Source organism: Desulfovibrio sp. 1188_IL3213 (assembly GCF_036763145.1).
Classification (GTDB): Bacteria; Desulfobacterota; Desulfovibrionia; order Desulfovibrionales; family Desulfovibrionaceae; genus Desulfovibrio.
The window spans coordinates 1-9124 of sequence record NZ_JBAIYR010000061.1 but is presented as its reverse complement, the minus strand read 5'-3'; the positions used below and the strand labels follow the sequence as shown (position 1 = coordinate 9124).

The following is a 9124-nucleotide window of genomic DNA, read 5'->3' as shown; positions in this document are numbered from 1 at the left end:
GAGCACTGTCACTGGTAAAGAATTGCTTGACGGCAGGCCGTGCCTGCCTGTTCCTGTGCGTTGCATGGGTGGCAAAACCCTGCGGGTCATGCACGCAATCGTTACTTGACGCTCTGATGTTGAAGGTCCAGGGTGGAAGATATTTCCAACCTTGAGGTGGCCTACGCCCCGCCCTTTGCCTCGGCAATGGATGTGGTCAACGTGGTGGGCAACGTGGCCGACAACGTGCTGGCCGGGCGCTTTACCCCGGTTACCGCCGACCAGTTCATGGATATGTGGAAAAACCGCGAAAAAAACAATGTGTTCTTCATTGACGCGCGCCCCGCTGCCGCCGGACGCGCCGTGCAGGAAAAACACCCCGACTGGCACGCCATACCGCTTGAAGAAGTGGCTGCCCGCGTCAACGAGGTTCCCAAAGACCGCCCCGTCGCCATCATCTGCAATACGGGCCTGCGCGCATATGACGGCCTGCTTGTGCTGGCCCGGCACGGCATCACCGATGTGGTCAATTCCACCGGCGGCCTGCAGGCGGCCATAAAGATGGGCCTGTCTGTCTAGGGCAGATAAACTTTGAGAATGTCCATTCTCAAAGTTTACGGCATGTTCGCTTCTGCGCTTAACAGCGCAAATACATTGCGCTTGCTCACGCAGTCGCCAGAGCAATTTCAAAGCGGAATTGCTCTGGAGCAGAATATGGCCTGAGCTGCTCGCATACGGCGGCAAGCCCGCAACGGAGCAGCGTTTCGAAAGCAAAAACCGCCACCGGGGTCCCGGTGGCGGTTTTATCATGCTTTTCATTGTGCTTTTCACGGTACAAGGCGGTTTTCACCGCCCGGCGTCTACTCCTGCGTAAACCGGTGCAGGCGCACAGACAGCGGCTGCGCGTTGTTTCTCTTCATGGCTGCAACCACAAAGGCGAAGTCCCTGGCCTGTCCGGCGGGCGGGCAGGGGCCACGATAGTGGCGGGTCAGGCCGCCTTCGGGTATGATGCCGGAACTGTCGTTATCCCACTGGCCGCCGCCAAGGAAAAGCTCCTGGGCGTCGCCGGTGTATTCTACCAGGCGCACGTCGAAATAATCCGTACCGTTGGGCGCCTGGAGCACCGTTATTTCAGGCGAAATGCGCGAACAGCGGTGAACGTCGCGCAGATTTACCGTAAGGGTCATGCCGCTGGGCGCGGTTTCCGGCTCCTTGGCGGAGCAGGCGGGCAACAGCAGGGCCGCGCACAGCGCGGGCATCAGGACGCGCACGGCTTTGCCGAGAATATCAAAACGCATCAGAGCCTCCAAATGACAATTGCTTTATGCGGCTTTTGGAAGCATAACCAATAGTCATGGCGAATACAACAACCACTGGGAGTCGTTTTATGTCTATTCTTGCCGACAGTGTTACCGGCTACCTCGAACACGCATCATGGATACGCCGCATGTTTGAGGCCGGAGGACATCTCAAGGCGCGTTACGGCGCGGACAAGGTGTATGATTTCAGCCTGGGCAATCCCGACCTGCCCGCCCCGCCCGCAGTGGCCGAGGGCCTGCGCGCCTTTGCCGAGCACGCTCATGAACCGTTTGCTTTCGGCTATATGCCCAACGGCGGATTTGCCTGGGCGCGGGAAAAGCTGGCTGACTACCTGAGCCGCGAACAGGGCGTAACCCTGACGGCGGAAGACGTGATCCTGGGCTGCGGCGCGGCTGGCGTGCTCAACGCCTTTTTGCGCGCCGTGCTCAATCCCGGCGAAGAAATGCTGGCCTTTGCTCCCTATTTTGTGGAGTACGGTTTTTACGTGTCCAACCACGGCGGCGTGTTCAAGGCCGTGCAAAGCAAAAAAGACACCTTTGCGCCTGATCTGGACGCGCTTGAAGCCGCCATCAGCGAAAAGACCCGCGTGGTGCTCATCAACTCGCCCCACAACCCCACGGGTGTGGTCTACAAGCGCAAGGAAATAGCGGCCATTGCCGATCTGCTGCTCAACAAGAGCCAGGAATACGGCAAGCCGATCTGGCTGATAGCTGACGAACCCTACCGCTTTCTGGCCTATGACGGCGCAGAGGTTCCTTCGGTGCTGCCCCTCTACCCATACGCCATTGCCATCAGTTCTTTTTCAAAAAGCCTTTCCCTGCCGGGCGAACGCCTGGGCTACGCCGCGGTTTCGCCCAAGCTGCCCGCAGAAGAAAAGAAGCTGCTCATGGCCGCCCTTACCCTCACCACCCGCATTCTGGGCTTTGTCAATCCGCCCGTGGTGGGCCAGCACATCATGGCCGCAGCCCTGGGGAGCCAGGTGGACCTTGAGGTCTACGCCGCCCGCCGCAAGGCCATGGCCGAAGTGCTTGAACAGGCCGGCTACGAATTCCAGATGCCCTCCGGAGCCTTTTACTTCTTCCCCAAGGCTCCCGGCGGCGACGACGTGGCCTTTGTGAACGCCCTGCTTGAAGAGCGTGTGCTGGCAGTGCCCGGCACGGGCTTCGGCTGCCCGGGGCATTTCCGTCTGGCCTTCTGCGTGGACGAAAGCGTCATCCGCAATTCGGCCGAAGGCTTTGCCAAGGCCCGCGCTACCGTAGAATAGCGCAATTTACGAATGAAATGCGCTAGACCGTGTCGTCACGAGCGCCTTTCCCGGTATCTCTGCGTCGAACTTCGCCTTTTATTCCGGTCGAGTACCATAAGGGTACACTCCCTGCATAAAAGGCTCGTTCTCCTTGATATACCAAGGAAATTTATCTCGTGACGACACTGCCTAACTGCCCGGCAAGGATTTTCAGAAAAATCCCTGCCACAAAATACGAACAGGCAGCCCCGGATGACACGGGTACAAGCGCGCAGACCGCGACGAGAGATGACGGGCCGCGACGTGAGACAACGGGCCGGACGACGGCACGGGATGACACGGCCCAAATGACCGGCCCAATGGAGCCTTTATGACAAACAGAATGCAAAACAGCGCATCCCGCCGTTTTTTCTGCGCCCTTGCCCTGACCGTCCTTGTCATGCTTGCGGCACTGCCCGCAGCCGCCAGGGACATAAGCGTGCAGGACGCGGCTGAGCTGCTGAAAAACCCGCCGCAGGGACTGATTATCGTAGACGTGCGCACCCCCGCCGAGTTTCGCGATGGGCATCTGCCCGGCGCTGTAAACATTGACTATTTCGGCGGGCCGTTTGAAACGCAGATCGCCGCCCTGCCCAAGGATGCTCCGGTGCTGCTCTACTGCCGTACGGGCAACCGTTCCGCCGGAGCCTACACCAGCATGCAGCAGGCGGGGATCGGGAATATTTTGCACATGAACGAAGGCATCAGTGTCTGGCAACAGCGCGGATTGCCTGTGGAAAAATAAATCCACAGTTCTGGCACATTCTCTGCAGTATAAGGGGCGGGGAGGAATGTTTTTCCTCCACCGCCCCTATTTTTATGGAGGCCAGCGTGAACTCGTCACTTTATATAGGCGCTACGGGCATGAAAGGCTTGGCGGAAGGCATGAATGTCACCACCAACAACCTCGCCAACGTCAGCACCATCGGCTACAAGCAGCAGGGCATTCTCTTTTCCGATATTTTTTACGCCCAGCAGGGCGGTATGGGAAACTGGTGGAATGCGCAGGACAACTCGCGTGTAGCGCTCGGTCAGGTGGGCATGGGCCTGCAGGTGGAGTCTGTACGCACGCTTTTCGGCCAGGGGGCGCTTGAGACCAGCAATACGGTCACAGACATGGCGATCAGCGGCAAAGGCTTTTTTCAGGTGACGGACGGCGTGGACCTCTACTATACCCGTGCCGGAGACTTTCGCCCCGACAAGGACGGGGTTCTGCGCACCCCTTCGGGCCTGGCCCTCAACGGCTACAAATACAATGTCGACGGAAGCAAAGGCGGTCTGCAGCAGGTCACCATAGACAAGTTCGCCACCATGCCCTCAAAAAGCACCACGTCTGTGGACATGCGTTTCAACCTTGGGCTGGAAACGCCAAGCAGCACCGATGCGGCCGATCCCTATTTTACCATGCTGAATTCCTACGACGCCAACAACGCGCCGCCTCTTTCCAACCTGGCCTACGGCTATGCCCAGAACATCACCCTGTATGGCGAAAACGGCAGCCAGCAACAGGCCACCATCTATTTTGACGCGGCCCCGAGCGACCGCCCCGGCAGCGTGGTGCAGTACCTCATAGCCACAGGCAACACCCCCAAGGATGAAAACGGAGTTGCGCCAGGCACAGGCGCCCTGATGACCGGAACCCTGACCTTTGACGCCAAGGGGCAGCTGACCGACATGACGGCCTTTACCCCTTCCGTTGCGGACAGCAAAAACCTGACGGACTGGGTTCCCTCCGCCCTGTCGGACGGCGGCCTGCCGCAGATGACGGTCAACGGCGTGGGGACAACGGTGAACCTCGGCATCAGTGCCGCCGGAGGCTGGCAGAATGCCCCGGCCAATGCAGCTGCCGTGGGCGCCGTGCAGAATTCGCTGGGCGGCATGGGGCAGGACGCCACAGTGGCCGTTGACGCCACCACCAACTACAAAGGGTCTTCACCGGTCACGCGGCGCAACGTCCAGAACGGCTATCCCGAAGGTTTTTTGAGCAATATCAGCATTTCCGCCGACGGAAACGTGGTCGGGCTTTTTTCCAACAACCAGAGCATGAACCTGTGGCAGATTCCCGTGTGCCGCTTTACAAGCGAAGACGGCCTGCGGCGCGAGGGGTACAACATGTTCAGCGCCACCGAGGATGCCGGCCAGATGGACATGGGCGTGGCAGGAACCGAAAACTACGGAACCATACGCGCCTACAATATTGAAAACTCCAATGTGGACATGGCGACGGAGATGACCAATATGATCATCACCCAGCGCGGCTTTCAGTCCAACAGCAAGGTGGTCACCACTGCCGACCAGATGCTGCAAAAGGCCGTGGAACTGAAGCGCTAAGCAACAGCTTCTTCTTGAAACAGACTCTGGGCACGTTGCCGCAACACGGCAACGCGCCCTTTTTTCATAATCTGCCCTGCCCCTGGAGCAGTTTCACTTTAGAGCAATTTCAAAGAGAAATTGCTCTAAAATTGCTCTACGCAGAAGCCAGCCGAAAAAATTCCTCGGGTTGCAAAATCACCACCGCGTTGCCCTCAAAGGGGCCAAAAAGTCCTTCCTCTTCCTGCTGCTTCAGCACCTTGTACAAAGAAACTCTATGTACCCCAAGCAGACTTGCCATCTCCTGCCGCGAGATACCCAGATTCGCGGTAAGGGGGTGGCTGTCCGGCTCCAGATGCTGCGCCATGAACTTGCACACCCGCACCAGCAGATTGTCCACATACAGGGAAGAAGCCTGGTTGGACAGTATCCGCAGCTTGCGCGACATGGAAAGCAGCAGGTTTGAGATCAGGTCGGGCCGCTCCCGGCTGATCGTCTCAAAGCTCTCTTTTGAAAAACCGTAGACCACGCAATCAGTGGCACATGTGAAGAAACTCTCCAACGGCATGGGATCAAGAAAGGGCGTTTCCCCAAAGATGCACCCTTCATGAATGTACCAGAGAATCTTTTCCATACCTTCAAGGCTTTGATGCGTAAGCCTTACACGGCCTTTCTCCAGAAAATAAAGACGATTGCGAAACTGAACCTCATGCCCCTTGGGCCAGGCAAAGCGGCGTGCAAGATACAGCACCGACCGCCAGGGGGCGTTCATGCCCTTCATCTCTTTGAAGGCCCAGTTGCGACTGCCCTTGATGCTTACCTCAACTGTTTGTTTTTCCATGATATCATCTCCAAAACGCGACGTCCGTTCCACGACGCGTGCCTGCCCGGAAAATTTATTGTGAAAAATGTTGCATACGGAACACGCCCTCAGCCTGCCTGCCGCTACCCTGATTCTGCAACACACAAAAATTTTATCCACATGGAAAAAAGGCGAACTGCCATTTCGCCTTTCTAAACATCAAGGAGGATACATCATGGGTCACCCGACAATTTATCCCACAGGAGTCACCCTGTTCAACCCAGAAAAATGCTGGGGCGGCTTCACCATTTTTCAGGCTCAGGAAGTCGGTGCAGTTCTTATGGATATGAATGGCCGCGAGGTCAATGTCTGGAAGGGCGTTCACGGCATGCCCAACAAAATTCTTCCCGGCGGCTATCTTGTTACCAGCCGTGGTCGCCGCAGTGGCAAATACAGTGTGCAGGACGGGCTTGACATTGTCCAGACCGATTGGGACGGCAATATCGTCTGGAAATTCGACCGTAACGAGTTTATTGAGGATCCCGGCACTGAAGGCCGCTGGATGGCACGCTACCACCACGACTTCCAGCGCGAAGGCAACCCTGTGGGTTATTTCACGCCGGGCATGGAGCCCAAGGCTCTGGAAGGCAACACCCTGGTGCTCTGCCACCGCAACGCCCGCAATGCCGCCATCAGCGACAAGCTGTTGCTGGACGACCTTATTCTTGAGGTCGACTGGAATGGCGAAATCCTCTGGGAATGGTGCTGCAACGAGCACTTTGACGAAATGGGCTTCAGAGAAGGCCCCAAGAACACGCTGGCGCGCAACCCCAACTACCGGCCCACGCAGCCCGAAGGCATGGGCGACTGGATACACATCAACTCCATGTCCGCCCTTGGTCCCAACAAGTGGTACGACGCGGGCGACGAGCGCTTCCATCCCGACAACATCATTGTGGACGGGCGCGAAGCCAACATCATCTTCATTATCAGCAAAAAGACCGGCAAGATCACCTGGAAGCTCGGCCCGGACTACGACAGCTCGCCCGAACTCAGGGCCATCGGCTGGATCATCGGCCAGCACCATGCCCACATGATTCCCCGCGGCCTGCCCGGCGAAGGCAACATTCTTATTTTCGACAACGGCGGATGGGGCGGCTACGACGTGCCCAACCCCGGCGCGCCCACGGGCGTCAAGGCGGCCCTGCGCGACCATTCGCGCGTGCTGGAAATTGACCCCGTGAGCCTCAAGATTGTCTGGCAGTACACGCCCAAGGAAGCAGGCTTTCTTGAGCCGATGGACAGCAACCGCTTCTACAGCCCCTTCATCAGCGGCATGCAGCGCCTGCCCAACGGCAACACCCTCATTACGGAAGGTTCGGACGGCCGCGTTTTTGAAGTCACCCGGGATCATGAAATCGTGTGGGAATTCATTTCGCCCTACTGGGGCAAGCATGTGCCCATGAACATGACCTATCGCGCCTACCGCGTGCCCTATGAATGGGTTCCCCAGGTGGAAAAACCCGTGGAAAAGGCCATTGCGCCCCTGGACGTCACCACCTTCCGCGTGCCGGGCGCAGCCGCAGCCGGAGACCGTGACAAAGAGGTCACCGTGGAAGGCTGCCAGCCGTATGAAGGCAGCAATGCCCTGTGCGTAGCCTCGGTGGAAGACCCCTCCGGCAACTAGAGCAGATTAACTTTGAGAATATACATTCTCAAAGTTTAAGGCACGCTCACTTCGGCGTTTAACCGCGCAGATAAACTGCGCTTACGCCTCCGTAGCGAACGTCTGCTCACGCAGCCGTCCGAGCAATTTAAAAGTTAAATTGCTCTAACCAACCCTCCACATCCCGCCCCGGTTTGCCGGCCGGGGCGGGATAAAGTCCGGACCCTCACGAGGACGCCATGTTTGTTAAAACTTCCGACCTTACACCGGCCATGCTGGCAAAATGGGCATTCAGCCTCGTTCTGCCGCTTGCCGTCTATTTCGTCATGCCCCGCAGCGAAGCATTTACCGACCCCATGGCGGCCTTTCTGGCCGTTACCCTGTGGGCCGTCATTGCCTGGGCCGTGGACAGCATGAACGAAGTGGCCGTGGGTATTGTTCTGCCCATCCTGTACACCCTTTTTTGCGGCTTGAGCCAGAAGGTCGTTTTCGGCCCGTGGCTTTCCGAAGTCCCCATTATTGTCATAGGCGGCTTCACGCTCGGCAAGATCATTCAGGAAACGGGGCTGGGCAAGCGTATCGCCCTCACCTGCGTCAAGCTCACAGGCGGCAGCTTTGCCGGGGCCCTGGCGGGCATCACTCTGGCGGCGGCCATCATCTCGCCGCTGGTTCCTTCCATTATGGGCAAGGCCGCCATCATCTGCGCGGTGTCCCTGTCCCTCTGCGATGCGCTGGACTTCAAGCCCAAAAGCCGTGAAGCCACGGCCGTGGTGCTGGCTGCCTGCCTGGCTGTCGGCTCCACAAAGCTTGCCTACCTCACGGGCGCGGGCGACCTTGTGATGGGCATGGGCATTGTGGACAAGGTTATGGGAACCCAGACCACATGGATGGAATACGCAAAGTTCAACTTTGTTCCGGCCATGCTGTATACCCTCATGTCGCTGGGGCTGGTGCTGCTGGTGCTGCGCACCAGCGTTGACAAGCAAAGCCTTTGCCGGGCCGTGCGTGAAAAACACGCGGAGCTTGGCAGCATGAGCGACGAGCAGCGCCGTGCCCTGGTGCTGCTGTGCGGCACGCTGGTGCTGCTTTCCACCGACTCGCTGCACCACCTGAGCGCGGGAACCGTGCTGGTGCTTGTGACAGGCATAGCCTTTTTGCCGGGCGTGAGCCTCATGAACGGCAAACGCATCAGTGCCATCAACTTCGCGCCGCTTTTCTTCATCATGGGCTGCATGGCCATCGGCAGTGCCGGGGGCTTTCTCAAGGTCACCCAGTGGCTGGCGGGACTTGTTTTGCCGCTGTTCAGCGAAACGGGAACAACCCTCGCCACCGTATGCTCCTACGTTGTAGGCGTGGCCATGAACTTTCTGCTCACGCCGCTGGCGGCCACCTCTACCCTTTCGGCCCCCATTACCGAGCTTGGCGTACAGATGGGCATTGACCCCAGGCTGCTCTACTTTTCCTTTCAGTACGGCCTGGACAACCTGCTCTTTCCCTACGAGTACGCCCTGTACCTTTATTTTTACAGCAGCGGCTACATCCGGTTCAGGGACATGCTTGTGGTCATGGCCCTGCGCATGCTCCTGACAGGACTTTTTGTGGCAGCCATCGCCATGCCCTACTGGCGCATGGTTGGCTAGACAGTGTCGTCACGAGCGCCTTTCCCGGTATCTCTGCGTCGAACTTCGCCTTTTATTCCGGTCGAGTACCATAAGAGTACACTCCCTGCATAAAAGGCTCGTTCTCCTTGATATACCAAGCA

General features: G+C 58.1%; 8 protein-coding genes. 6 read left to right on the top strand and 2 right to left on the bottom strand.

Annotated elements, in window-relative coordinates; translation table 11 throughout:
• Positions 1-132: 132 nt before the first annotated feature.
• A complete protein-coding gene (locus V6C16_RS04805) occupies positions 133-558 on the top strand; it encodes a rhodanese-like domain-containing protein (protein WP_333542828.1) in 426 nt (141 codons plus the stop codon).
• Between the two features lie 281 nt (positions 559-839).
• Here the strand turns inward: V6C16_RS04805 and V6C16_RS04800 are convergent, their stop codons facing one another.
• Positions 840-1277, bottom strand: coding sequence for an MbtF (locus tag V6C16_RS04800; protein ID WP_333542827.1), 438 nt, complete (start codon positions 1275-1277; stop codon positions 840-842).
• An 89-nt stretch (positions 1278-1366) separates the two neighbouring features.
• Here V6C16_RS04800 and V6C16_RS04795 point away from each other — a divergent pair, with 89 nt between their 5' ends.
• The 3 genes from V6C16_RS04795 to V6C16_RS04785 all read left to right on the top strand — a co-directional run bounded on the left by V6C16_RS04795 (position 1367) and on the right by V6C16_RS04785 (position 4915).
• Positions 1367-2563, top strand: coding sequence for a pyridoxal phosphate-dependent aminotransferase (locus V6C16_RS04795; RefSeq protein ID WP_333542826.1), 1197 nt, complete (start codon positions 1367-1369; stop codon positions 2561-2563).
• 352 nt (positions 2564-2915) lie between these two features.
• Entirely contained in the window at positions 2916-3329 is a 414-nt protein-coding gene (locus tag V6C16_RS04790) for a rhodanese-like domain-containing protein (RefSeq protein ID WP_333536249.1), read from the top strand.
• A gap of 86 nt (positions 3330-3415) precedes the next feature.
• Complete coding sequence (locus tag V6C16_RS04785) at positions 3416-4915, top strand: flagellar hook protein FlgE (RefSeq protein ID WP_333536250.1); 1500 nt, start codon at positions 3416-3418, stop codon at positions 4913-4915.
• A 136-nt stretch (positions 4916-5051) separates the two neighbouring features.
• Here V6C16_RS04785 and V6C16_RS04780 read toward each other — a convergent pair whose 3' ends face one another.
• Entirely contained in the window at positions 5052-5735 is a 684-nt protein-coding gene (locus tag V6C16_RS04780) for a Crp/Fnr family transcriptional regulator (protein WP_333536251.1), read from the bottom strand.
• Between the two features lie 196 nt (positions 5736-5931).
• On the opposite strand from V6C16_RS04780, the gene V6C16_RS04775 reads away from it, so the two are divergent.
• Complete coding sequence (locus V6C16_RS04775; RefSeq protein WP_333536252.1) at positions 5932-7383, top strand: aryl-sulfate sulfotransferase; 1452 nt, start codon at positions 5932-5934, stop codon at positions 7381-7383.
• Between the two features lie 218 nt (positions 7384-7601).
• A complete protein-coding gene (locus V6C16_RS04770) occupies positions 7602-9002 on the top strand; it encodes an SLC13 family permease (RefSeq protein ID WP_333536253.1) in 1401 nt (466 codons plus the stop codon).
• Positions 9003-9124 lie beyond the last annotated feature (122 nt).